Origin of the sequence: Actinopolymorpha sp. B11F2 (assembly GCF_040195635.1) — a bacterium.
Lineage (GTDB): Bacteria > Actinomycetota > Actinomycetes > Propionibacteriales > Actinopolymorphaceae > Thermasporomyces.
The window spans coordinates 222,633-245,503 of the sequence record NZ_JBEFTX010000003.1; the positions used below are offsets into that span (position 1 = coordinate 222,633).

At 67.6% G+C, this 22,871-nt stretch carries 18 protein-coding genes, 1 tRNA gene and 1 pseudogene; 9 read left to right on the forward strand and 11 right to left on the reverse strand.

Annotated features, from left to right (window positions below; all coding sequences use genetic code 11):
* The first annotated feature begins 147 nt into the window (after nucleotides 1-147).
* Together ABN034_RS07465 and ABN034_RS07470 are read left to right on the forward strand one after the other, a co-directional pair.
* Nucleotides 148-1,827 (forward strand): long-chain fatty acid--CoA ligase, encoded by a 1,680-nt coding sequence (locus ABN034_RS07465; RefSeq protein ID WP_349690255.1) that lies wholly within the window; start codon nucleotides 148-150, stop codon nucleotides 1,825-1,827.
* Nucleotides 1,828-1,930: 103 nt separating this feature from the next.
* Nucleotides 1,931-2,137, forward strand: coding sequence for a hypothetical protein (locus tag ABN034_RS07470; RefSeq protein ID WP_349331004.1), 207 nt, complete (start codon nucleotides 1,931-1,933; stop codon nucleotides 2,135-2,137).
* 173 nt (nucleotides 2,138-2,310) lie between these two features.
* On the opposite strand, the gene ABN034_RS07475 is transcribed toward ABN034_RS07470, so the two are convergent.
* Nucleotides 2,311-2,973, reverse strand: a complete 663-nt coding sequence (locus ABN034_RS07475; RefSeq protein ID WP_349331005.1) for a phosphoribosyltransferase — start codon at nucleotides 2,971-2,973, stop codon at nucleotides 2,311-2,313.
* 152 nt (nucleotides 2,974-3,125) lie between these two features.
* On the opposite strand from ABN034_RS07475, the gene ABN034_RS07480 reads away from it, so the two are divergent.
* Nucleotides 3,126-3,215 (forward strand) — tRNA-Ser (locus ABN034_RS07480).
* A 142-nt stretch (nucleotides 3,216-3,357) separates the two neighbouring features.
* Here the strand turns inward: ABN034_RS07480 and ABN034_RS07485 are convergent.
* Nucleotides 3,358-3,912, reverse strand: coding sequence for a hypothetical protein (locus ABN034_RS07485; RefSeq protein ID WP_349690256.1), 555 nt, complete (start codon nucleotides 3,910-3,912; stop codon nucleotides 3,358-3,360).
* Between the two features lie 361 nt (nucleotides 3,913-4,273).
* Here ABN034_RS07485 and ABN034_RS07490 point away from each other — a divergent pair, with 361 nt between their 5' ends.
* Nucleotides 4,274-4,711: an Hsp20/alpha crystallin family protein gene (locus tag ABN034_RS07490; protein WP_502878983.1), complete on the forward strand. Its 438-nt coding sequence runs from the start codon at nucleotides 4,274-4,276 to the stop codon at nucleotides 4,709-4,711.
* 580 nt (nucleotides 4,712-5,291) lie between these two features.
* On the opposite strand, the gene ABN034_RS07495 is transcribed toward ABN034_RS07490, so the two are convergent.
* From ABN034_RS07495 to ABN034_RS07505, 3 genes are all read right to left on the reverse strand, one after another.
* Nucleotides 5,292-5,474: a hypothetical protein gene (locus ABN034_RS07495; protein WP_349690258.1), complete on the reverse strand. Its 183-nt coding sequence runs from the start codon at nucleotides 5,472-5,474 to the stop codon at nucleotides 5,292-5,294.
* A gap of 105 nt (nucleotides 5,475-5,579) precedes the next feature.
* On the reverse strand, nucleotides 5,580-6,629 hold the full coding sequence (locus ABN034_RS07500; RefSeq protein WP_349690259.1) for a hemolysin family protein: 1,050 nt from the start codon (nucleotides 6,627-6,629) through the stop codon (nucleotides 5,580-5,582).
* A gap of 5 nt (nucleotides 6,630-6,634) precedes the next feature.
* Nucleotides 6,635-8,032, reverse strand: coding sequence for a hemolysin family protein (locus ABN034_RS07505; protein ID WP_349690260.1), 1,398 nt, complete (start codon nucleotides 8,030-8,032; stop codon nucleotides 6,635-6,637).
* 207 nt (nucleotides 8,033-8,239) lie between these two features.
* Between ABN034_RS07505 and ABN034_RS07510 the strand changes: the two genes are divergently transcribed.
* Nucleotides 8,240-9,538: an MFS transporter gene (locus ABN034_RS07510; RefSeq protein WP_349690261.1), complete on the forward strand. Its 1,299-nt coding sequence runs from the start codon at nucleotides 8,240-8,242 to the stop codon at nucleotides 9,536-9,538.
* A 29-nt stretch (nucleotides 9,539-9,567) separates the two neighbouring features.
* On the opposite strand, the gene ABN034_RS07515 is transcribed toward ABN034_RS07510, so the two are convergent.
* Nucleotides 9,568-9,957: a hypothetical protein gene (locus ABN034_RS07515; RefSeq protein WP_349690262.1), complete on the reverse strand. Its 390-nt coding sequence runs from the start codon at nucleotides 9,955-9,957 to the stop codon at nucleotides 9,568-9,570.
* A gap of 92 nt (nucleotides 9,958-10,049) precedes the next feature.
* On the opposite strand from ABN034_RS07515, the gene ABN034_RS07520 reads away from it, so the two are divergent.
* Both ABN034_RS07520 and ABN034_RS34300 read left to right on the forward strand, forming a co-directional pair.
* Nucleotides 10,050-10,769 carry an alpha/beta fold hydrolase gene (locus ABN034_RS07520; protein WP_349690263.1) on the forward strand — a complete coding sequence of 240 codons (720 nt, stop codon included), beginning with the start codon at nucleotides 10,050-10,052 and terminating at the stop codon, nucleotides 10,767-10,769.
* A 480-nt stretch (nucleotides 10,770-11,249) separates the two neighbouring features.
* A pseudogene (locus ABN034_RS34300) lies at nucleotides 11,250-11,414 on the forward strand (DapH/DapD/GlmU-related protein); the annotation flags it as partial.
* Nucleotides 11,415-12,756: 1,342 nt separating this feature from the next.
* On the opposite strand, the gene ABN034_RS07530 reads toward ABN034_RS34300, so the two are convergent.
* The 5 genes from ABN034_RS07530 to ABN034_RS07550 form a co-directional block, all read right to left on the reverse strand.
* Nucleotides 12,757-13,650 carry an SPFH domain-containing protein gene (locus ABN034_RS07530; protein ID WP_349690265.1) on the reverse strand — a complete coding sequence of 298 codons (894 nt, stop codon included), beginning with the start codon at nucleotides 13,648-13,650 and terminating at the stop codon, nucleotides 12,757-12,759.
* On the reverse strand, nucleotides 13,647-13,877 hold the full coding sequence (locus ABN034_RS07535) for a hypothetical protein (protein ID WP_349331227.1): 231 nt from the start codon (nucleotides 13,875-13,877) through the stop codon (nucleotides 13,647-13,649). Before ABN034_RS07535 ends, ABN034_RS07530 begins: the two co-directional genes overlap by 4 nt.
* Before the next feature lie 269 nt (nucleotides 13,878-14,146).
* Nucleotides 14,147-16,105 carry a phosphoenolpyruvate carboxykinase (GTP) gene (locus tag ABN034_RS07540; protein ID WP_349690266.1) on the reverse strand — a complete coding sequence of 653 codons (1,959 nt, stop codon included), beginning with the start codon at nucleotides 16,103-16,105 and terminating at the stop codon, nucleotides 14,147-14,149.
* Nucleotides 16,106-16,325: 220 nt separating this feature from the next.
* Nucleotides 16,326-17,204 carry a TIGR03621 family F420-dependent LLM class oxidoreductase gene (locus tag ABN034_RS07545; RefSeq protein WP_349690267.1) on the reverse strand — a complete coding sequence of 293 codons (879 nt, stop codon included), beginning with the start codon at nucleotides 17,202-17,204 and terminating at the stop codon, nucleotides 16,326-16,328.
* An 825-nt stretch (nucleotides 17,205-18,029) separates the two neighbouring features.
* Complete coding sequence (locus ABN034_RS07550) at nucleotides 18,030-19,682, reverse strand: FAD-binding oxidoreductase (RefSeq protein ID WP_349690268.1); 1,653 nt, start codon at nucleotides 19,680-19,682, stop codon at nucleotides 18,030-18,032.
* 16 nt (nucleotides 19,683-19,698) lie between these two features.
* On the opposite strand from ABN034_RS07550, the gene ABN034_RS07555 reads away from it, so the two are divergent.
* Together ABN034_RS07555 and ABN034_RS07560 are read left to right on the forward strand one after the other, a co-directional pair.
* Nucleotides 19,699-21,795 carry a TRAP transporter permease gene (locus tag ABN034_RS07555; protein ID WP_349690269.1) on the forward strand — a complete coding sequence of 699 codons (2,097 nt, stop codon included), beginning with the start codon at nucleotides 19,699-19,701 and terminating at the stop codon, nucleotides 21,793-21,795.
* Nucleotides 21,795-22,853, forward strand: a complete 1,059-nt coding sequence (locus ABN034_RS07560; protein ID WP_349690270.1) for a TAXI family TRAP transporter solute-binding subunit — start codon at nucleotides 21,795-21,797, stop codon at nucleotides 22,851-22,853. Before ABN034_RS07555 ends, ABN034_RS07560 begins: the two co-directional genes overlap by 1 nt.
* Nucleotides 22,854-22,871: the final 18 nt, after the last annotated feature.

Below are 22,871 nucleotides of genomic sequence, written 5' to 3' on the forward strand. Positions count from 1 at the left end.
CGACGAACGAACTCGCCGTGAGGTTGCCACCCATATCGGACAGTTTGCCACCGAAGGTTGGCCGTACAAAGGCACGCACAAACCTGTTGGTCGGCAGCGCGGGCTGCCAAGATCGGCCGTACGACGGTTGCCGACGAGGAGGTCGCCTTGCGCAGCACGATGCTCGACGTCCCGCTCACCATCGGATCGCTGACGCATCACGGCAGCACTGTCCACGGACGGACAGGGTCGGTGGCGACGCTGACGGCCGACGGCCTACGCAGGGCACCGTATGCCGAGGTGGCCCGCAACGCCGCCCGCCTCGCGCACGCCCTCCGCGGGCTCGGCGTCACCGCCGACCAGCGGGTCGCGACGTTCATGTGGAACAACCAGGAGCACCTCGAGGCGTACCTCGCCGTCCCGTCGATGGGGGCGGTGCTGCATCCCCTGAACATCCGGTTGCCCTCCGACCAGGTTGCCTACATCGCCAACCACGCGGAAGACTTTGTTGTCCTGGTGGATGCCACGCTACTCCCGGCTATCGCGCCTGTCCTGCCGTCGCTGACGACCGTCCGGCACCTCGTGGTTGTGGGTGACAACGCGGCGGAAGCTGCCGACGCTGTGCGAGGCAAGGCACCCGGCGTCGAGGTCCATGCGTACTCCGATCTGCTCACCGGGCAGCCCGACACCTTCGACTGGCCGGACATCGACGAGCGGTCAGCGGCGGCGATGTGCTACTCGTCGGGGACGACCGGCAATCCCAAGGGCGTGGTGTACTCGCATCGTTCCGTCGTCCTGCATTCCATGGGGATCGCGCTCGGCGACGCACTGGCGATCGGGTCGAACGACCGAGCGCTGCCTGTGGTGCCGATGTTCCACGTCCTCGCGTGGGGGATTCCTCATGCCTGCTTCCTGGTTGGGGCGTCGCTGGTACTGCCGGACCGATTCATGACGCCGGAACCGCTCGCCAGACTGGTGGAGGACGAACGCGTGACCCTCGCGGGGGCCGTGCCCAGTGTGTGGGGCGGGGTCCTGCAGTATCTCGACGCCAATCCCGACACCGACTGGTCCAGCCTGCGCGACGTCATCGTCGGCGGGTCGGCGTGCCCACGAACGCTCATGGAGGGTTTCGAACGCCATGGCGTACGCATCCTGCACGCGTGGGGCATGACGGAGACCTCGCCGGTGGCGACCGTCGCAGTCCCGCCGGAGTACTCCGGCGGCGAGAGGCGGTGGCGCTACCGGCTGTCCCAGGGCCGCCTGGTGTCCCTCGTCGAAGCCCGGGTGGTGACACCTGACGGCGCGGTCGCGCCGTGGAACGGCGAGACCGTCGGCGAAGTGGAGGTACGCGGGCCATGGATCACCGGCAGCTATTACGGCGAGGACGCGTCGGACCGGTTCGACGACGGGTGGCTGCGGACGGGCGATGTGGGACACCTGGACGCTGACGGGTTTCTCACCCTGACCGACCGGGCGAAGGATGTGATCAAGTCCGGCGGAGAGTGGATTTCGTCGGTGCAGTTGGAGAACCTCCTCATGGGTCACCCGTCGGTCGCGGAGGCCTCGGTGGTGGGCGTACCCGACGAGCGTTGGGGAGAGCGGCCGCTGGCCACGGTTGTCGTACGTACCGGTGAGTCGGTGACAGCGGAGCAGTTGCGCGACTTCCTGGTGGGGCAGGTGCCTCGCTGGCAGCTGCCTGAACGTTGGTCCTTCGTGGCCGAGGTGCCGAAGACGAGCGTCGGGAAGTTCGACAAGAAGGTTCTCAGACAGCGTTATGCCGAAGGCGATCTGGTCGTCGAGACGCTCACTCCGCCTGCGCGCCAAGCAGACGCTGCTGACGAGGAGTGAGCGCTTGTGAGGCATTGGCGTTGTTCGTTCGCTTTTCGGTTTAGCCCTTCCGCATTGGGTAGTCGGACCACTGCTGTCCGTATTGTCTAGTGGAAGGACTGTCATGAAGAAGCTGCTTTCAGCGGCAAGTATCGCGGCCATCGTCGCGGTACCGACACTCGCGACGCCGGCGTCGGCGAGCACGATCGCGCCGACAGGGGATTCGTCCCTGCTCGACCACCTCGGCCTCGGCCTCGATGTCGCCCTGTCCGCAGCGGTCCAGGTCGGGGATCTCCTCGCCGCCGCCCTGGGCCTCGGGGTGGGGCTCTAGCCCGAGGTTCGAGTGTCACCAGTGAGGGCCCTTTCTCACAGGCGAGGAAGGGCCCTCGCCATCGCGTTGACCCTGACTTGCCTTGCAGGCAAGGGTTCTGGGACAAAGCTCCGACGAGCACTGTCGGGCAGGGAGCTCGGGCGACCCGTGAACCCTGTCTCGGCGGGGGTCAGTCAGGGGTGGGCCTGGAGTAGGGCGCGCACCTCGTCGTCCGACGTCGGGCGGAAATCTCGGTACCACCGACCGACCGCCTCGAACGGATCCGGCGTCAGCGGGCAGACGATCTCGTCGACCACATCGGTGAACTCCCGCAACGCCTGCGCCGGTGCGACCGGGACGGCGAGCACCACCCGCGCCGGATCGAGACGCCGGACGGCCACCGCCGCAGCGCGGGCGGTAGCCCCGGTCGCTACTCCGTCGTCGACGAGAACGACGATCCGCCCGGCGAGCGGCGCCGGCGGCCTGTCCCCGCGGTAGGCGGCCTCCCGCCGGGCCAGCTCGGCAAGTTCCTGCCGACTTACCTCGTCGATCTCGTCGGGGCGAATCCCGAGTTGTCGTACGACATCGTCGTTGAGTACGCGAACCGCGCCGCTCGCCACCGCCCCCATCGCGAGCTCCGGGTGCCAGGGGACGCCGAGCTTGCGTACGCAGAAGACGTCGAGGGGAGCGCCCAGGCGTTCGGCCACGGCTGCGGCGGTGACGACGCCTCCTCGGGGGAGACCCAGAATGGTGAGGTCGGCACGCCCGGAGTAGGCCGCGAGCTGGTCTGCCAGCTGGCGACCTGCGTCATAACGGTCGGTGTAGCCGGCCGTGCGTACTCCGCTTCGCCTGGTCATGGCGGCACCTCTTAGGCACCGTACCTCGCCAGCGCCGGGCGAGCACCGCCCCGCCCCGGTTCTTCGAGCCGGATCGTCGGCATCGGCAATGCGCTTTGCCCGGTCGGTGGGGCGACCGCTACCCTGATCCGCACATGTTGGCTTCTGCCAGGGGAGGCGTCGCCTAGTCCGGTCTATGGCGCCCGCCTGCTAAGCGGGTTGAGGGCTCAACCCTCTCGCGGGTTCAAATCCCGCCGCCTCCGCCCCTACCAGCCGAAACGCACCGAGTGGGCGCCGTGCCGATACCCGACCAGGGTCCGGCCGGCGGCCCTCAGTCTCAGTTTCCGTCTCATCTGCGCCGATCGGGCGCTGCAGTCCCCGAGCCGTCCTGGTTTTCTGTCCGAGCTACTCGTCGGTCGGCTGTGCTGCGGTGCCTCGGCCGCCATCGGAGCTACGGATGCGGGCGGAGGTGTGGTCGAGGTCGGCGATCTGGTCGGCGAGTTGCGGGTGGGTGGGGCGAAGCGCGGGTCCGGCTCGGGATAGCGGACCGATCAGGTCGGCTGCGTCGTTGCTGCCGAGCGCGGCCCGGATGGGTTTGATCTTGTTTTTGGTGGCGGGCTTCAGGGTTGTGAGTGCGGTGATCTGTCCCGCGAGTTGACGCAGGTCGGCGGCGTTGTTGCGGGCCCAGTCGGCGACGGCTCTGTCACCGGCGCGTTGGTGTCTGGTCGCCTGTACGCGCTGCTCGCGGGTGGATGCTGGTGTCTCCCCGGCCCGCGGGTTGAGTCTGAGGTAGCGGCGCTCCGCGGCTTGGCGACTGGCTAGTCCGAGGGCTGGGGCGATCTCCGCCCAGGTGAGGCCGCGGTCGCGGGCAGCGCGCATCAGGGTCGGCTCCCATCCGGCCAGTTCCTCGCGCAGTTGTCGCAGGGAGGCAAGTGCCGCCAGCAGATGCGGCCCATCCACTCCGGACGCAGCTACGTGCCGGTCGGTGTCGGATCGCGTCTGGTGTGGTGCGCCACGCGCTCGCGGCGATCGGCGGGCGCGCGTTGCCGCCTTTGCTGAGATGCGGCTCATCGTGTCCGCCAAGTGTGCGACCACCTCCTCCGGCGTCGCCGCCAATGGCGTTGTTGGCGTCGGACGGTTGTCTGGATCAGCCGGGCTTGTACGGGCTCGTGCCTGGCGTGATCGGCTGGTCACTCCCCACCTCCGAAGTCATCGGTTAGATGACTGAGTTCTTGTCATCGGTTGGATGACATGGTACAAGAGGACTGTGCATTGACGGCCACGTCCCAGTCGACGATCAGGAGGTGTACGGACGATGTTGATGCGCACTGACCCATTCCGCGAACTGGACCGCATCGCCCAACAGTTCTTCGGCGGTTCGAGCCCGGGCACGTGGTCCCGGCCGAACCCGATGCCGATGGACGCCTACCGGACAGGTGACCAGTTCGTCGTCGCGTTCGACCTGCCCGGCGTCGCGCCGGATGCGATCGAACTCGATGTCGAGCGGAACGTGCTCACGGTGAAGGCCGAGCGGCGGCCGCCGGAGGTGCCCGAGAGCGTGGAGATGCAGGTCGCCGAACGCCCGCTCGGCGTGTTCTCCCGCCAGTTGTTCCTCGGTGACACGTTGGACGCGGACCGGATCGAGGCCAGTTACAACGCCGGCGTCCTGACGTTGACGATCCCGGTCGCCGAGCGGGCCAAGCCCCGCAAGATCGCCATCGCGAACACCGATTCGGGGCAGAAACAGATCAAGGCCTGAGCACACTCTGCGGTCTGTCAGGGTCGGTGACGACTGATGGCTGGAATACACCACGTCACGGTTGACGAGGCCCGCGCGTTTGTCGACCTCGTGTATGCGGACGACGACCTGGTACGCACCGAGTTCGACGCCATCGTCGCCGCATGCTGGGAAAGCCCACCACGATGGCCGCCCCGTCCGAAGCGGGCCCCTGCCCGTCCGCGCGAGCCGCAGTCGGACGGGCAGCGGCCTGAGGCGCGGGTGCTCAACCCGGCTAGGGCAAGGGCACGTGGAACCGGGCGGGCTCGCCAACGCGGCCCTCCGCCAACGGGCCCTCAGTCATGTAGGCAAGCGGACACCAACACAGCATTGACGTCATGCAGCGGGATGGACGGTACGGAAGGAGGTGGTCACCCACCCGGACGCGGTATCAGGCATCTCACGGGGCTGGCGATGCGGCCGCCCAGCCGAGCACTTGATGCGCCTCGGCCTCCTCGCTCGACACCTCCTCGAGCACGAGCGTTCCTGCTCGGGGCAACGTTCTCCACCGGGTCGCCGCATCGCCTGGCCCCACCCTCCCAGAGGACCCACCGCCCGACCGTCACGGGCGTCTTCGCACCACGCAGGTCAATCCGATCTTCTTGTCGAGTCGCCATTGCCCCGCCCGGTGTTCAGCGCCACGGCGGGTGAGGAATTGGTTGGTGTACGGCTGCTCATAGTCGGGCTCCGCGTTGTCGGGATGATCCCTGTACTGCAGCAGGATCTCCCATCGCTTCAGCTTCATGGCCGTCTCCTCCGCGGCGGTGACCATCTTCGATTGTTGTGATGACCCTTCTCCCCGGGCGCACAGTGGTCTACTCACGCCAGTTCTCACAAAACCCCGGGTCACCTATCCGTGTGCAGAAGTCCGGACGCTGGCAATCGTCGCCGCGCTCGACGTTGGTGGGGTGGTAAGGAGTTGGTTGAGGAGATCTTGCAGGGTGAGGATCCCCAGGAGTTGTTGGTCGTCGTGAATCAAGGCGAGATGGTTGCGGTTGTCGCGCATCGCACTCATCGCGGTGTAGATCGGGGTGTCGGCGGTCAGAGTCGCCACTGGTCGCATCAGCTCCGCGGCGGTGACGTCGGTGGGTGCGGTGAGCGTGTCGCGGACGTGGACCATCCCGACCGGCAGACCGTCTTGGCGGACGACGAGTCTGGAGTGCCCGCTGCTGCGTGCGGCTGTCTTGATCTGTTCGATGGTGGCGGCCGCGTCGATGTGGGCCATCTGCGCGGCCGGGCGCACGATGTCACGGATCGGACGGCTGTGCAGGTCCAGGGCGATCATGAGCTGGTCGTGGCGTTCGGTGTCAAGGGCACCGGCTTTGGCGGAGTGCTGGACCAGCTGCCGCAGGTCGTCGGCGGTGCGGGCGGTGGCCAGTTCGTCGACCGGTTCGACGCCGACCCGGTGCAGGCACCAGTTCGCCAACTGGTTGAGGGTGACCAGCAGCGGGCGCGTGAACCACATGAAGGCCCGCATCGGCAGCGCCAGCAGGGTGGCGGACTTTTCCGGGTGGGAGATCGCCCAGGACTTCGGCGCCATTTCACCGACGACCAGGTGTATGAACGTCACCACGATCAACGACAGGATGAAAGCTGCCACATCGGCGGTGGCTTCCGGCAGCCCCCAGGCTCCCAGGGTCGGGGTCATCAGGTGGTGGACAGCGGGTTTGGCGATCGCGCCCAGGGCCAGGGTGCACAGGGTGATGCCGAGTTGGGATCCGGCCAGCAGCAGCGACAGTTCCTGAGCGCTCTTCAGCGCCGCGCGGGCCGAGGCGCTGGTGGCAGCGGCTTCGGCGAGCCGGTTCCGGCGGGCGGCGACCAGGGCGAACTCGACGGCGACGAAGAACGCGCTGAAGGCGATGATGCCTGCGGAGATCAGCAGGGCGGTCCAGGTGCTCATCCCAGTCACGTGGAGACCTCCGCGACGGTGCCGCCGTGTTGGCCAAGGCGGGGGTTCCTGGTGGTGTCGGCCAGGTGGAGTTGCACGGTCTGGGGGACGTGGCGGTCGACGGTGAGGACGATCAAGGTCAGCCGCGGGGCCGGGTGGTCGCCATCGGGGCTGGCAGCCAGCTGAAGGGTGATGGCGTCGCCGGGTTCGGGGAGTCGGTGCAATTGGGTGATGATCAGCCCGCTGATCGTCTGGTAGTCACCGGCCGGCAGGTTGTGGCCGAGGACCCGTTCGGCCTCGTCGATGTGCAGCGTTCCTGGCACCGTCAGGTCGCCGTTGTTGTCGGCGTGCACCTGGTCCTCACCGACCGGGTCGTGCTCGTCGACGATCTCACCGACCAGTTCCTCGGCAACGTCCTCGATGGTGATCACACCGGCGAGGCCGCCGTACTCGTCCATCACGCAGGCGAGTTGTTCACCGGCCTCGTTCAGCCGGGCCAGGACATTGGGCAATGGGCTCGTAGACGGCACCAACACCGCCGGGCGGGCCAGATCACGTACCGGCACGGTGCCCAGATCCTGGGACTCGTCTGCGGCCAGAACATCGTGGAGGCTGAGGACGCCGATCACCTCGTCGATCGACTCGCCCACCACCGGAAGACGGGAGTGGCCGGCAGCCATCACCTCCAGCACCCGGCGAACCGGTTCGGTGCCGGCGATCGCGGTGACGTACGGCCGCGGGATCATCGCGTGCTCGGCGGTGCTGTCGTGGAAACCCAGCACCCGGTCCAGCAACCCGGACAGGTCGGCGGGCAGCTCGCCGGCGGTACGGGATTCGGCGATGATGTGTTCGAGATCACGTGGCGTGGCGGCATGTTCGACGTCGTGCACCGGTTCAATCCTCACCAGCCTCAGCAGCAGGTTCGCGGCCTGATCGAACAGCCAGATCAGCCAGCCGAACCCGGCCAGATACCAGGTGGTGGACCGGGCCAACGCGCGGGCAAGGAGCTCCGGGCGGGCGATCGCCAGGTTCTTGGGGAACAACTCCCCGAACACCATCTGCACCGCCGTAGAGAACACCAGCGCCAGGACCGTGCCGACCGCCACGCCGACTGGTTGCGGAATCCCCACCCCACCCAGGGCCTTCCCGAGGCCGGCGCCGATCAACGGTTCGGCGACATATCCGACCAGCAGCCCCGTCACCGTGATGCCCAGTTGCGCGCCGGACAACATGAAGGAAGTACGCCCCGTGATGCCGAGCGCGCGTTTCGCGCCGGCGTCACCGGCGGCGACCGCCGCTTTCAGCCGGGACCGGTCCACCGTCATGTAGCTGAACTCTTGCGCTACGAAGTACCCGGTCAACACGGTCAACGCGCCCACCACCAAGACACCGAGCAGCACGCTCAGCACAACCATCACAGTGGCGGCACCGCCTCAACACGGGCACACCGGAGACTTACGGCAGGTGGTGAGGGGTCATCACCAGCACCACAGCGCCCAGCCACAGCGCCGCAACCATCGGTACCTCGGGGCAAGTCCATGACCCTTTCACAGAACGACAACCAGCCGAACCTCAAGTATCCACGAGCAGAGCGCCCGCGCCCGTTCCACCCAGGATCGTCGGTGCCGTCCAATTTTCGCCAGCAGTCGTGGGTGATGATTCCTAGGGTCACTGGCGTGAGAACCGAATTGAGGGACGATTCCGACCGCGCCCGCGACCTCCGTGGCCCTGTCGTGCTGTTCATGGCGGTAGCTGCCGCTGTGGGGACGGCGGCGATCTACCCACTGCAGCCCGCGATTGCTGATGTGGCGATCTCGCTGGGGTCGTCGACGGCAGCGGTCGGCGTGGCGTTGGCGTGTGGACCGGCTGGCTACCTGGTCGGGCTCGGCCTGCTGGTCCCGTTGGTCGATCGGTTCCCTCCTCGGTTCGTGCTGGCAGCGCAGTTCGTCGCATTGGGCGTATCGATCGGTGCGACGGCGGCTGTCTCCACCAGTTGGCTGTTGGGTTTGTGCGTCCTCATGAGCGGGCTGTGTTCTTCGGTCGGCGCCGGCCTGAGCTCGGTCGCCGGGCGCTTGTCCAGCGCTGGTCGCCGCGCGACCGTGCTCGGCATCGTGACGGCCGGGATCTCAGCGGGAATCTTGGCCGGCCGCATCGCTGGTGGCTGGCTGGCCGATACGGTCGGCTGGCGCGGCATGCTGCTGACCTTAGCCGTCGCGTGCCTTTCGATCGCAGGAACTGCATTGCTGGTGCTGCCCAAGGTCCCAGGTGGTACGCAGAGCGGCTACCTGGCAACCCTTCGGTCCATGCCGGGCTTGTTGGTGAGGTTCGCATCCCTGCGGCTGGCCGCTGCCAGGGGGACGGCGTGGTTCTTTGCGTTCTGCGCAATCTGGGCAGGCTTGGCGGTTACGTTGTCGGGGCCGCCATACAACTACTCTGCCGAACGGATCGGCCTGTATGCCCTCGCCGGGCTGACTGGGATGATCGCAACCCAGGTTGCCGGGATACTCACCGATCGGCACGGGGCACGCACAGTGATTCTGGTCGGCCTGACGCTGGCCGGCGTTGCCGCAGCGGCACTGGGCTTCATCCCTGGTAGCCCAGGACTGATGGTCCTCTGGCTGGCGTTGTTCGACGCCGGACTGTTTGCCGCCCAGGTTGCCAATCAGAGCACCGTACTGGCGATCGACCCACGAGCGCCGGCGCGTTTCAACAGCGCGTACATGATCGTCTACTTTGTCGGCGGGAGTCTGGGCACTGCCTTCGGCGCCGCAGCGGTGGCCTGGATTGGCTGGTCGGGAACCGCCGCCGTCGCAGTTGCCGCGATCGCGCTCGGCGCGGCGATCACCTGTGCAGCAAGGTCCGCTACTCGGTCGAATTCTGAGGCAGATCCCTCGGAGCCTTACACCTCAAGGACGCGATAGGACCGCATGTGCGCCGTGGGCCTCCTTTGTCAGGCAGCGGATGCGCGCTGCCGCATGGAAAGGAGTGCGCGGGATCGTTCGATGCGTTTGGCGGAGTGCTCTCCAGCGGCGCAGGAGAGCCGGATCATGTTCCGGCTCTGCTCGATGATCTTCCGCGAACGCACGATCATGTCGGCAGAAGGGGCTGAGGTCGCCCGGTACGCCTGGTCAAGCCTGATGCCCATGATGTCACTCATGGTGCGTATTTCGGCGAGCCGTTGAAGTTGCCGAGCCAGCGCCTGGTCGGAATAGTGGGAAATAGCTTCGTGAACCGGCCCGATCGAGGAATGGCGCATGAACCGGATATCGGCACCCAGGACCTGGATATCGGCATCAACGAGTCCGTCGTTCCGTGCATCCATCGGCAGGACCTTCAGCAAGTCGCCAGACTGGCACAGGCGGAGCTTAACATTTCTCAGCGAACAGACATACGCGCATCGATGATGACGATTTCGGTTGGTACGGTCCGCCCGTGACCGAAAGACGCATCGTTGACGTTTCAGCGCTGCGGATTGCCTACCGCGTCGACGGCGGCCCTGACACGCCACCGATGGTCCTGCTGCACGGGCTCACCTCTGACGGATCATCGTGGAACTCCGTCTTACCTGCCTTCTCCGCACACTGGCGGGTGTATGTCCCGGACCTCCGCGGGCACGGCGAGACCACGTGGCCGGGCGAGTACGCGTTCGGGCTGATGAAGGACGACCTGCTCGGCTTCCTGGACCGACTGGACCTCGAGCGGGCCGTCTTGGTCGGGCACTCGATGGGCGGCGTCGCGGCGTACCTCCTCGCGCAGGAGCACCCCGGCCGGGTCGCCGCGCTCGTGCTGGAGGAGACGCCACCGCCGGTTCCGCACCGCCGCACCGTCCCGGAACGCCCACCCGGACCACTGTCCTACGACTGGGCGGTCCGGCCGGCCGTTGTCGGCCAGGTCAACAGCCCCGATCCGGCGTGGTGGGAACAGCTCGAAGCGATCAAGTCACCCACGCTCGTCATCGGCGGTGGGCCGGCGAGCCCGTTCGACCAGGACGCGATCGCGGCAATGGCCGACCGCATCCCCGGTGCACGCATGGTCTCGATTCCGGTGGGCCACGGCGTACACAAGGAAGATCCGACGGAGTTCGTCGCCGCGGTCACCGGGTTCCTCGCCGACGCGTTCCCGGGGCGCCGGAACGTGCCGTCCGCTTCGTGAAGCGTGCGTTGTCGCGCGTGAGACCGTCGCCCACACTGGATCTGACCCGCCTGGGAGAGGATCCGGATGAGCGACGACGGTTCGACGATGCCCGACGCCTACTACGACTTCGCGCCATGGGCGTTCTGGCGTACGGCGAGCGACGACGAACGCAAGGCGCAACTCGCCTGGCAGGAGGAGTTGGCCGGCCGGGGTGACATTGCCTTCGGCACCGACGTGTTCGTCTCGCCGCTCGCCGCGATCTTCCCGCAGCGCCTCCGGCTGGGTGACGGTTCCTACCTTGGGGCCCATACGTACGTGCTGGTCGACGATCTCGAGATGGGTACGCAGAGCACGCTGAACCCGTACGCGGTGGTGCGCGGGAAGGTACGCATGGGCGACCAGGTCCGCGTCGGCGCCCACACGTCGCTGCTCGGGTTCAACCATGGGACGGCACCTGACCGGCCGGTGTGCAAGCAGCCGACGACGACCAAGGGCATCGTCATCGGCAACGATGTCTGGATCGGGTCCCACGTCGTGGTGGTCGATGGCGTGACGGTCGGCGACCACGCGGTCATCGGTGCTGGTGCCGTGGTGACGAAGGACGTTCCTGACTGGGCGATGGTGGGCGGGAATCCGGCGCGGATGATCCGCGACCGCCGGGACGTCAGGCGTGCGCCGGCTGCCGGCGCTGGCGGGCTCGCCGCACGGTTGGAGTCCTTTGCCGACAAGGCGCGATCGCAGGCGCAGGACGTCCTCGCACGCTGCTGGCACGAGAATCCGGAGCCCGGCGGTGACGCAAAGGAGGGTGCGAGCATCGGCGATGTGGCCGCCGAGCTCGGCGGGCGGTTCCTCGACCGGCCGGACGCCTCACCCACCGTCAGGGCATGGTGCGACGCCGTCGAGATCGCCGATCTGCTTCTGGAGCAGGGATCTCCGCCTCCGCAGGTGCCGGGTGACCGGATCGCCGCGCATCTGCGTTCGTTGCAGGACGCCGAGTCCGGGCTTGTTCCGGAGTACTCCGAGGCCGCGCAACCTTCCCTTGACGGTGGAGCCGCTGCGTACCACATCCTCTGTGTGGGTTATGCATTGCAGCTGTTGGGCACCCGATTCGCCCATCCCGTACGGGCAGTCGCCGACATGGATCCGGCGGACCTGCTCGTACGCCTCGACAACCTGCCATGGGACACCCGTGGCTGGGGAGCGGGCGCGTGGGTGGATGCGTTCGGCACCGGGGTCTGTCGCAACCTCGTCGACTTCGACCTGCGCAGTCCGGTCGAGTCGCTGTTCGGCTGGCTCCTCGCGAACGCCGACCCGTTCCACGCGATGTGGAGCAACCCGGACAGCGGTCAGCGCTGGCTGCAGCCCGTCAACGGCTTCTACCGGTTGACGCGCGGCACCTACGCACAGTTCGGCCTGCCGTTGCCGTATCCCGAGCAGGTCGTCGACACGGTCCTCGCGCACAGCCGGGACCCCGAGTACTTCGGTGAGAATCGCGGCAACGCCTGCAACGTCCTGGACGTGATCCATCCGCTGTGGCTCGCGGCCAAGCAGACCCCGTCGCGGCGGAACGAAGCCGAGAGTTGGGCGCGGGTTCATCTCGACCGGGCGTTGAACCGATGGCGCGACGGCGAGGGGTTCGCGTTCGCGCTCGAACCGGGCGCGGGTGCTCGGCACACGGCCGGCCTGCAGGGTACGGAGATGTGGCTCGCCATCGTGTGGCTGCTCGCCGACTACCTCGGGGAGAGCGAGGCGCTCGGCTACCGGCCACGCGGCGTCCACCGCCCCGAGCCGTTCACCTCCGTTGCTCGCCGTTGAATGACGCTGATCGGCTCCGAGGGTCCCGTGATGCGTGGGGCCGCCGGCGCGTGGTGGATGAGGGGCACCGTCATCCAACGGGACCGTGCATGAGGGGCGCCCTCGTCCAATAGGTTCGAATGAGGGGCGCCCTCATCCAGCGGTGGTCTGTGAGGGCGCCCCTCATCCAAATGAGGTCGTGCGTCGAGGATCAGTTGCGAGGCGTGACGTTGATTCCGCTCCCCGCCGGAACCGGAACGACGCTGACCTTGCCATCCTCGACCGCCTTGTAGAGCACGTACGCGTCCGGGCCGAGGACCTTCACGAGTTCGCGGATCGACTCCAGTTCGGTGCGTACGGTCTCGTTCCGTTGCTTCTGGGCGTTGTTCTGCGCGACGGCCTCCTGCTCGGCCGTCAACGCCGAGCGGATGTTCTCCGGAGGCACCGGTGCCTGCAGGGTAAGGACCGCGTTGCCACATGGGCCGGCACCGGCGTACGACGGCTGGCAGAAGAAGTCGGCTCCGGCCTGATCCTTGATGAACTCCGAGGCCAGCATGCCTACCTCGTCCTCCCACTTCTCCTTGACCGCGGGATCGGAGTAGAGCTCCTTGTAGCCGTACTTCTTCGACACCGCGTCCATCGCCTTGTCGAGCGGCTGCTTGAGATAGACGCTGAGCATGTTGCGCCAACCGTCGGCGGTCTGCCCACCTTCCATCCAGGACTGGAACTTGATCCCGATCCGTTCGTGGAACTGTCGCAGCGTCTTGCAGTCGGTGTTGAGCGCGAAGGTCGCGACACCAGTCACCGTCATCGTCACATTGTCGTTCGTGACAACGCTGATCGGCGGCCCGTCCGACCCCTCGGTTCCACTGAAGTCGTACGTACGTTGACCAAACGGGTAGGTGAAGTGCAGGTCGCGCGGTCCATCCCAGTTGCGGGTGCTGGGACCGACGCAACTTTCGAACTCGGTGTTGGACAATGGACCGGCGTCATAGGTGAGTCCGGCTTCGTCCGGCTGGGTGTTGATGCTGGTGCATCCATTGAGTGCGATGACGGCGCCAAGTGTTGCCGCGACGGTCAGGGCCAGGACCGCGGACTTCCTCATCCACGCAGCTCCTTCTTCTCATAGGTACGGATCTCGTCGATGATGATGGTGCTGAGGTTGGGGTCCAGCTCGCGCTGGTCCCAGGCGATGTCCTTCAACCTGTCGACGAGCCCGCGCAGCGCGGCGTTCTCGCGGCGTAGGCGTTCGGCAGTGATGATGGCCGCGGCTCCCAGGCCGAGCACGAGGACGAAGACGACCAGCACCAACGGCATGATGGCGGCACCCATGAGCTCACCCCAGGACGTGCGGAAACGTGGCCGAGGTTCCCCGCCACGACAGGCGAGGGACCTCGGACAAGTGTGTACTATCGCGCGCCGACTCCGCTGCCGGCTCCGCCACTTCCTGTTCGCGTGAGGGGCGCCCTCATCCAATCGGGTTGGGCGTCGCTCACTCGGCGCCGAGCCGCTCGGTGTTCATGGTCGCGGTCGGCTTCTCGTTCGCTCCGCGGGTCGCTCGTTCCTCGCGGACCACTACGCTACTTCACCCCACGAAAACGCTACGCAAGCTCCGCGTCTCCGCGGGGACCCCGGTCGGCGCCGAGCCGCTCCGTCAACCCGTCGAGCTCGGCCCACAGCGTCGCCGGGAGCCGGTCGCCGAACTTCTCGAACCACTCGGTGATCTGCGGCAGCTCCGCCCGCCACTCCTCGCCGTCCACGCGGAGCAGCGCCTCGATCGCGTCGGCGTCGAGGTCGAGCCCGTCGACATCGAGCGCATCTGGCGCCGGCACCCAGCCGACCGGTGTCTCGGCGGCCTCCGCTCGGCCCTCGATACGTTCGATGACCCATTTCAGGACGCGGCTGTTCTCGCCGAAGCCCGGCCACAGGAACGATCCGTCGGCATCCCGGCGGAACCAGTTCACGTAGAAGATCTTCGGCAGCTTGTCCGCATCGTGCTGCTTGCCGACGTCGATCCAGTGCTGGAAGTAGTCGCCGCCGTTGTAACCCATGAACGGCAGCATCGCCATCGGATCGCGGCGTACGACGCCGACCTGACCCTCCGCGGCAGCCGTCGTTTCCGACGACAGCGTGGCGCCCATGAAGACTCCGTGCGTCCAGTCGCGGGACTGCGTGACGAGCGGGATCGTCGTCGCGCGCCGGCCGCCGAAGATGATGGCGGACAGGGGTACGCCGCGCGGATCGTCGTACTCATCCGCGAGGATCGGGCACTGCTTGATCGGCGTGCAGAAACGGCTGTTGGGATGGCTGGACGGCTCCGGCTTCCGCGCGGCCTCCGACCCTTGCTCCCGATTCCGCGTTGACCGCTGGCCTTCGTCACCGTCGGAGCCCTGTGGCGGCCAGGGCCGGCCCTTCCAGTCGGTCAGGTGGGCGGGTGGCTCCTCGGAGTATCCCTCCCACCAGACGTCGCCGTCGCCGGTGAGGGCCACGTTGGTGAAGAGGGAGTTGCCGCGTTCGATCGTCCGCATGGCATGGGGATTGGTCTTCCAGCCCGTACCAGGCGCGACGCCGAAGAAGCCGAACTCGGGGTTCTGGGCGTACAACCGGCCGTCGTCACCGAACCGCATCCAGGCGATGTCGTCGCCGAGGGTCTCGACCTTCCAGCCCGGGACGGTGGGTTCGAGCATGGCGAGGTTCGTCTTGCCGCAGGCGCTGGGGAATGCGGCGGCGACGTAGTGGACGCGCCCTTCCGGCGAGGTCAGCTTGAGGATGAGCATGTGCTCGGCGAGCCAGCCCTCGTCGCGCGCGATGGCGCTCGCGATCCGTAGCGAGTAGCACTTCTTGCCGAGCAGGGAGTTGCCGCCGTAGCCGGATCCGTACGACCAGATCTCCCGGGTTTCAGGGAAGTGCGAGATGTACTTGGTCTCGTTGCACGGCCACGGGACGTCTTCTTCGCCGGGCTCGAGGGGCGCTCCGACCGAGTGGAGGCAGGGGACGAAGGCCTGCTCGGAGTCCTCGTCGAGCCTGTCAAGGACAGCTTGCCCCATGCGGGTCATGATCCGCATCGAGGCGACGACATAGGCGGAGTCGGTGATCTCGATGCCGAACAAGGGGTTCTCGGCGTCGAGCGAGCCCATACAGAACGGGATGACGTACATCGTCCGGCCGCGCATGGAGCCGCGGAAGAGGTCGGTCATCGTGCGTTTCATCTCCGCCGGGTCCATCCAGTTGTTGGTCGGACCGGCGTCGGCTTCGTTGTCGGAGCAGATGAAGGTGCGCTTCTCGACTCGGGCCACGTCGCTGGGGTCCGTACGCGCCCAGAACGAGTTCGGCTTCTTGTCGGGATTGAGGCGTACGAGCGTTCCTGCGTCGACCAACTGGTCGGTGAGCAGGGTCCATTCCTCGTCCGAGCCGTCACACCAGTACACCCGGTCGGGTTGGCACACAGCCGCGACCTGTTGGACCCAGGTGCGCAGTCGGGCATGTCGGGTAGGGACCGTCCCAGGGCTTTCGCCGCGTGGGCTGATCACATGGCCGCTCGGTGTGGTGGTTGTGGACATGCAGTAACGCTAGGTGGGCATGGCTCCATCGCGGGGTCCGTGCATGACGGTACGACGAAATGGGAAAGCCCTGTCCGACCAATTCTTACGAATTGTCTGAAACTTCTTGCGGGATTCTGCCGAGCACTGTCGAGATCATGCACAAGGCGGCCTGTCCGGTCCGGACCAGCCCATACCTAAGACCGGCCTGCGCCGAATTGAGTCGTTACTGCATGACCCCTCAGCGCCCGGCGAGTTTTCCTACGACCGGTGCCAGCTGGTCCATGAACGTCGCGTTCACCGAGATGTAGGAGATGCCGAGTGCTTCACGGCGCCGGAGCAGCGTGTCGACCATGTCGTCTGTCGAACCGCGGAGGAGTGCGATCGAGCCCTTCTCCGCCAGTTCGCGCGGATCGGTGCCGCCCAGCATCGGGCGCATCCAGTCGGGCAGGTCGTCGCCCACCGCGGCGATGTTCATGCTGAGCTCCAGGCGCGGGAACCGGTCGCCGGCGATGTCGCGGAGCTCGCCGACCTTCGCCGCCAGGTCGTACTCCGTTCCCTCCAGGCCGACGCCGACACCGATGATGTCGGCCTCCTCGGCCGCGAGCCGGAGCAGCCGCCGCCCCTGACCAGCCACGAGAATCGGCGGTCGGGGCTGCTGGACCGGTCGGAGCTGGCCGGGACCTCTGCTCGTGCTGGCCGCCGCCGTGCGCAAGGTCTCCTTGACGGTACGGATGGTGTCGGCGAGATGGGTGACCCGCTCGCTAGGCGTACCCCACCGGATTCCCAGACGTTCGGCTTCGGTTTCGGCGCCGGGGCGGCCGGCGCCGAGGCCGAGCTCGAACCGGCCGTTCGTCAGCATGTCGATGGTCATCGTGTTCAGGGCGGTTGCGGTGGGGGCGTGGAGCGGTGTGTTGAGGACGAACGTGCCGAACCGCAGGGTGTCCGTCGCGGCTGCTGCGGCGGCGATCGCGGGGAACGGCGAGAACGTCCGGAGCGTGTCGGGAGTGAGCAGCGTGTCGTAGCCCAGGTCCTCGGCCCGGCGCGCCATGGTCGTCCAGTCGTGGGCGGACGGCGCGAGTGCGGACACGATGCCGAAGCGGAACGGTCGTACGATCATCAGAAGCTCCTTGCTCACCGGATGCGAACTCGAGGTCCCAGAATCGCCGCCAGCTGGCGGTGACGGCGTCCACTGGTGAGCGTGATCTCCACTGCCGCCCGAGACGTAGCTCGAGGGCACCGCGTACGCGCTGGAACGTACATGCTGCCTCGCGGCGCGCAGGTCGCCGGTGCTCTCCCGCGGCCCGCGGGCCGGGTGGTTGTCGGCGGTCCACCACCCGTCCGGTGATCATGATCGTGATCATGAAGGTTCTGAGGCGCTATTTCCCCGTTGCGCTTCATGATCCCGACTCGCTTCATGATCCCGACTCGCTTCATGATCATGGAGAGGTTGCCGTTGCCGTTGCCGTGTCGCCGGGCCCCGCCAGGGCCGGGGTGTGCGACGCGCCGGGCTTGAGGTGCGGGGGGTTGCCAGGCTTGAGGTGCGGGAGCAGCCGGGCTTGCGAGGGCCGCGGGGCTTGAGGTGCCGGCGGTTGCCAGGCTTGAGGCGCGGAGCAGCCGGGCTTGCGGCGGCTGCCGGGCTTGAGGTGCCGGGGGTTGCCAGGCTTGAGGCGGGGGGCTGCCAGGCCCGCGAGTCTGCCGGGCGTGCGAGGGCTGCGGGGCTTGAGGTACGGAGGGCTGCCGGGCTTGTGAGGGCGGCCAGGCTTGAGGTGCTGAGGTGCTGAGGTGCTGGGGTGCCGGGGTCCGGGTCAAGCCGCTGGACCTGCCGAGCTGCCCGGAACTCCTGCGACAAGTGGGGGTTCGGGCCGGTGATCATGAAGGCGTTCCGAACCGTGAAGCCTTACGGGGGCATAGACGCCCAACGGTTTCATGATCACGATCATGATCACGGGGAGGGTGGGATCAGGACGCCGGGGTTGAGGATTCCGTGCGGGTCGAGCGTCGCCTTGAGACCCGCAAGGACGACGACACCGACGCGCCCGACCTCTGCGGTGAGATAGGGCGCATGCGTACGACCGATCGCGTGGTGGTGGCTGATCGTGCCGCCGGATGCCGAGATCGCTTCACTGGCAGCGGTCTTGGCCGCATCCCACTGGTCGAGCGCCACACCCGCGTCGGGAAGCTGCCGCGCCAGCACGGTGAAGTACAACGACGCGCCGGTGGGATAGACATGTGACACGTGCGCCATCACGATCGGCGGCGTACCAAGACCGGTGAGGCTTTCCCGCAGCGCATCGGTCACCGCGCGGTAGAGGCGCGGAAGCCCTGCCCAGCTCGTCGCCGTCTCCACCGTCTCGACCAGGACCCCCGCGTCCATCAGCGCGTCACGCAGGCGTGGACCGTCGAACCTGTGGTGCCGCCACGACTCACCGGCCCGGGCACCGAGCGAGGACGCCTCAGCCTTGCGGAGTACGGGAAGGATCACCCGGCGCCGGTGCTGCACCGAGTCGTGGTCCCCTTCCCAGCCGAGTACGCAGAACGCCGGGCGGCGGACCCCCCGCACCCGGGACACGAACCCCGCCACTCGTCCCGCTGAACCCTGCGACGCCAGGGCGGTCTCGGTTTCGTCCTCGTCGGACAGGCGTACGACATCGGGGACTTCGCCGTCCTGCACCATCGTCCGGATCGCTTCGAGGCCACGGTCGAACGCAGGGAACGCCCAGATCTCGTACCGCCGCTCGGTGGGCGCGGGCCGTACCCGCAACGTCAGCTCGGTCAGGACGCCCAGGGTGCCTTCGGACCCGGTGAAGAGCGCGCGAAGGTCCGGCCCGGCCGCGTTCGGCGTGCCCGTGCCGAGCCTGAGCGAACCGACCGGTGTCGCCACCCGCAGCCCCACCACCAGTGCGTCGATCCGTCCGTACCCCGTCGACGCCTGCCCGGCGGACCGGGTGGCGACGAAACCGCCGACCGTGCCGCGCGGGAAGCTCTGGGGGACGTGGCCGAGGGTGAGTCCGTGCTCGCCGAGCAGCTCCTCTGCGCGTGGACCGCTCACTCCGGGCTGGAACGTCGCCGTCAGCGACACGTCGTCGAGCGCGAGCAACTGGTCCATCCGGGACAGGTCGAGCGTGACGACCGCCCGGTGCCCACCGCGCTCGGGTTCGACCCCGCCGACGACGCTGGTGCCGCCGCCATAGGGGACGACGGCGACGTCGAGCTCGCCCGCCCTGTCGAGGACCGCGGCAACCTCCTCGTGCCCGCCCGGGCGGATCACCGCGTCGGGAAGCGTGACCTGATGACCAGACCGCCGCCGCAGCAGATCGGAGTACGACTGGCCGCCGGCATGGGCGAGCCGTGCCTCCTTGTCGCCCAGGACGTACGCCGGTCCCACAATTCCCGCGAACGCATCAGCCGCGTCGGCAGGCAATGCCGACTCCGCCACCGCAATGACCGAGACCGGCACCGGCGGCGTCGGGGTCAGCTCGCCGAGCCGCTCGCGGAGCCAGACTAGGTTCCGGCTCGACGGTACGACATCATCGTCTGGTTCGGACCACCGTGCGAACGGGCGCGGCCCGAGTCCCGCACGCGCAAGCTCGTCCATGGGGAGAGCGTGACATATGGCACACGATGATCACCCGGGTAGCGCGAAGGTCAGTGCAACTTCCTCCGAAGGTGATCAGGCTGGGTCCGATGCCGGGCAGATTCTCGCCGAGCATGACGAGGAACGCCCCGGCCGCCAGCTCTCCGGCCCGGTCGCGATCGCCATCACGGCACTGTGTGCGCTGGTCAGTGTCTTCGTCCTCTGGACGGTGTTTCTCCCACTGGCGAAGGGGACGCAGTACTACCTGACGATCTTCCTCGCGGTCGTACTGCCACTGACGTTCCTGTGCTACCGGTCCGGCTTCCGCCTGAGCGTGGGCCGCCTCAACCGCCGGAGCGAAGTCCCCGCCGCGTCCGGTGACCGCGACAACCCGGCTGCTCTCGACTGGGTGCTCGCCGTCCTCTCCCTGCTGGTGGCGTTGTACCCGCTTCTTGCGTACGACAGTTTTCTCGAACGCCGGCAGATCCCCACCACGCTCGATCTCGTCGCGGGTCTTGTCCTCCTGGTGCTCATCCTGGAGGCGACCCGGCGTACGACCGGGTGGTGGCTGCCCGCGATCTGTCTCGGTTTCTTCGCGTACGCCTACTACGGCGCCTACCTGCCGATCGACTGGTCGCTGGCCCATGTCGGCTTCAACATCGACGAGATCGTGCCGCAGCTGTTCATGGGCACGAGCGGGTTCTACGGCACACCGCTGTCCGTCGCCGCCACGTACATCGTGCTGTTCACGATCTACGGCGCGGTCCTCGACATGTCGGGGGCGGGGAGGTTCTTCATCGACCTGTCGTTCGCGGCGTTCTCCGGGCGGCGCGGAAAAGGGGGGTCGGGTACGGCACCCGGCCGCACGGTCACCCTCGCGGGTTTCCTGCTCGGCACGGTCTCCGGATCGGGTACGGCGACCGCGGTCAGTCTCGGCACGGTGTCGTGGCCGATCCTGCGCCGCGCCGGGTACCCGAGAGAACAGGGCGGCGGCATCCTGGCGGCGGCCGGCATCGGCGCGATCCTCTCACCGCCCACGCTGGGCGCGGCGGCGTTCATCATCGCCGAACTGCTGCGGACGAGCTATCTCACCGTGCTCATCTACGCGATCATCCCGACGATCCTCTACTACGTCGGCATCATTCTCGCGATCGAGATCGACGCGCGGAAGCACGACGCGAAAGCCGTCGAGATCTCCACCGCCTCACCGTGGCGGCTGCTGGGGCGGTTCGGCTACCACTTCCTGTCGCTGTTTCTCATCGTGGCGTTCATGGCGGCGGACATCCCGCCGTTCAAGGCCGTGGTGTACGCGACGATCCTGCAGTTCGGGTTCTCGTTCCTCGACCGTACGCATGCGATGACGCCGCGCCGGCTCCTCGAGGCGCTCGCGACCGGCACCCGCAGCGTGCTCCCCGTCACCGCGGTGTGCGCGGCAGCCGGGGTCATCGTCGCCGTCGTCACCCTCACCGGCCTCGGCCTCAACCTCGCGGCGATCATCGTCGACGGCGCGCAGGTCGTCGGCGACCATCCGACGCTGGTCCTGCTTCTCACGGCCCTGTTCGCCGCCGTGGCGGTCGCCGTGATCGGTCTCGCCGTCCCGGTCACCGCGTCGTTCATCATCGCGTCCGTCATCATCACGCCGGCGCTGCTGGAGTTGGGTGTGACGCGGCCCGAGGCGTACATGTTCGTCTTCTACTACGCGGTTCTCTCCGAGGTGAGCCCACCGACGGCACTGGCGGCAGTGGCGTCGGCCGCGATCACCGGCGGGAACCCGGTGCGTACGATGTGGGCGAGTTGGAAGTACGCACTACCGGCGTTCCTTGTGCCGTTCGCGTTCGTCCTCAGCGACAACGGGTCGAACCTGTTGTCCCAGGGCCCGTTGCTCGGCGTGGTCTGGGCCACGCTCGTGTCGGTACTGGCCGTCGCGGCCCTCGCGGCGGCGACGGGCGGTTGGATCGTCGGACCGGCGCGTGCGTACGAACGGATTCTTGCGTTCGGCGCCGCGCTCCTGCTTCTGTATCTCGAACCGCTCACCATCGGCGTCGGTGGCGCGCTTCTCGGTGTCGCCGTCGCCGTCCACCTCATCCGCCGGCGGCTGGCGTCGCCGGTGCCTGATCCGCAAGGGGGCATGTGATGACCAAGGGCGCACAACGGCGCTCACCCAGCCGAGACCGACGACCGCACCACCGTCGTACGCTGCTACTTCGGCTCGGAGTCGCCGCGCTCGCGGGCGCGTTGGCGTTCAGCGGCTGTGGCGGCAAGCGCACCGACACCGAGACCGGTGGCGGCGGTGCCGGCGAGAGCGGTTCGACCGGCGGGCGTCTCACCATCGCGACCGGCAACACGACCGGCGTCTACTACCAGCTCGGTGGCGGTCTGGCCCGGTTGATCGACCAGAACCTCGAGGGTTACAAGGCGACCGCGAGCGAGACCGGTGCGTCGGTGCAGAACATCCAGGGTGTCGTGGCCGGCACCTACGACGTCGCGTTCTCCCTCTCCGACACGGCGCAGGACGCGGTCGAGGGCACGGGCTCCTTCAGCGAGCCGCAGCCGGTGGAGGCGCTGGCCCGCCTCTACCCCAACTACACGCACGTGCTGGTACGCACCGACGCGGGCATCGACTCGATCGCCGACATGAAGGGCAAGCGGGTGTCGACCGGCTCGCCGAAGTCCGGCACCGAGGTCATCGCCCACCGGCTGCTCGAGGATGCCGGTCTCGACCCGGCGAGCGACATCAAGGCGCAGCGCCTCGGTCTGCCGGAGACGCAGGACGGCATGAAGGACGGCGCGATCGACGCGATGTTCTGGTCCGGCGGGCTGCCGACCAGCGGTATCACCGACCTCACGACGTCGCTGGGCGACAAGGTCGAGCTCCTCGACCTCTCCTCCTCGCTCGCTGGCCTGCAGGAGGAGTACGGATCGATCTACGAGGCGGGGTCCATCCCGGCCGACACCTACGGTCAGGCCGCCGACGTGCCGACCATCGTCGTTCCCAACGTGCTCGTCGTGAAGAAGGGCTTCGACGCCGAGCTGGCCGGCAAGCTGGTGAAGCTGATCTTCGACGAGCGGGCGGCGTTGGAGAAGGTCAACCCGGCCGCCGCCGACATCACGCTGGAGCTGGCGCGCAAGACCGACCCGATTCCGCTGAACGAAGGAGCCTCGAAGGCACTCGACGACCTCGGAGCGAAGTAGGCCGCGGTCCTCGGGGTA

Coding starts and splice junctions, on each gene's coding strand:
- ABN034_RS07490 (WP_502878983.1), top strand. CDS start 4,274: ATGCGCACTGACCCATTCCGCGAACTGGACCGCATCGCCCAACAGTTC.
- ABN034_RS07535 (WP_349331227.1), bottom strand. CDS start 13,877: ATGGGTGCCGCCATCATGCCGTTGGTGCTGGTCGTCTTCGTCCTCGTG.
- ABN034_RS07555 (WP_349690269.1), top strand. CDS start 19,699: ATGGCACACGATGATCACCCGGGTAGCGCGAAGGTCAGTGCAACTTCC.
- ABN034_RS07505 (WP_349690260.1), bottom strand. CDS start 8,032: ATGGTTGTGCTGAGCGTGCTGCTCGGTGTCTTGGTGGTGGGCGCGTTG.
- ABN034_RS07530 (WP_349690265.1), bottom strand. CDS start 13,650: ATGAGGAAGTCCGCGGTCCTGGCCCTGACCGTCGCGGCAACACTTGGC.
- ABN034_RS07545 (WP_349690267.1), bottom strand. CDS start 17,204: ATGATCGTACGACCGTTCCGCTTCGGCATCGTGTCCGCACTCGCGCCG.
- ABN034_RS07475 (WP_349331005.1), bottom strand. CDS start 2,973: ATGACCAGGCGAAGCGGAGTACGCACGGCCGGCTACACCGACCGTTAT.
- ABN034_RS07560 (WP_349690270.1), top strand. CDS start 21,795: ATGACCAAGGGCGCACAACGGCGCTCACCCAGCCGAGACCGACGACCG.
- ABN034_RS07540 (WP_349690266.1), bottom strand. CDS start 16,105: ATGTCCACAACCACCACACCGAGCGGCCATGTGATCAGCCCACGCGGC.
- ABN034_RS07500 (WP_349690259.1), bottom strand. CDS start 6,629: ATGAGCACCTGGACCGCCCTGCTGATCTCCGCAGGCATCATCGCCTTC.
- ABN034_RS07550 (WP_349690268.1), bottom strand. CDS start 19,682: ATGGACGAGCTTGCGCGTGCGGGACTCGGGCCGCGCCCGTTCGCACGG.
- ABN034_RS07495 (WP_349690258.1), bottom strand. CDS start 5,474: ATGAAGCTGAAGCGATGGGAGATCCTGCTGCAGTACAGGGATCATCCC.
- ABN034_RS07470 (WP_349331004.1), top strand. CDS start 1,931: ATGAAGAAGCTGCTTTCAGCGGCAAGTATCGCGGCCATCGTCGCGGTA.